Here is a 293-nt window from a genome sequence, read left to right as displayed (position 1 = left end):
TAGTGCCGGTGGTAATGGTGTAGGACGGCTGGCCCTCCTCTTCAGCGAAGCGTGCCAGCTCTTTAATCTGTTCCAGGGTCAACACAAGCGGTTCAGACAGTTGCGCCTCGTTCCCCAAGGAAGCCGACTGCAAAAGCTGTTCCGCCAATGCTTGAGAAAACTTGGTTGCATAGGTTCGTCCAAATTCTTCAGCGCTAAACTCGGCTGCGTCGTATTGCTTCATGAACGCTTGAATGCGTTGTGCTAACTGGTTTTTCATTGGTTTCTCCCGGCGGCTTCCCGCCATTGGTTCA

The 293-nt window shown here is 52.6% G+C and carries 1 pseudogene; it reads right to left on the bottom strand.

Annotation, left to right across the window (positions count from 1 at the left end):
* Positions 1–259 (bottom strand): annotated as a pseudogene (locus ADK28_RS32385) (hypothetical protein); the annotation flags it as partial.
* Between the last annotated feature and the right edge of the window lie 34 nt (positions 260–293).

Origin of the sequence: Serratia sp. 506_PEND (assembly GCF_001076875.1) — a bacterium.
In the GTDB taxonomy this organism is placed as follows: Bacteria; Pseudomonadota; Gammaproteobacteria; order Enterobacterales; family Enterobacteriaceae; genus Serratia; species Serratia marcescens.
The sequence above is the reverse complement of the archived record's forward strand: the minus strand, read 5'-3'. Positions and strand labels throughout refer to the sequence as shown.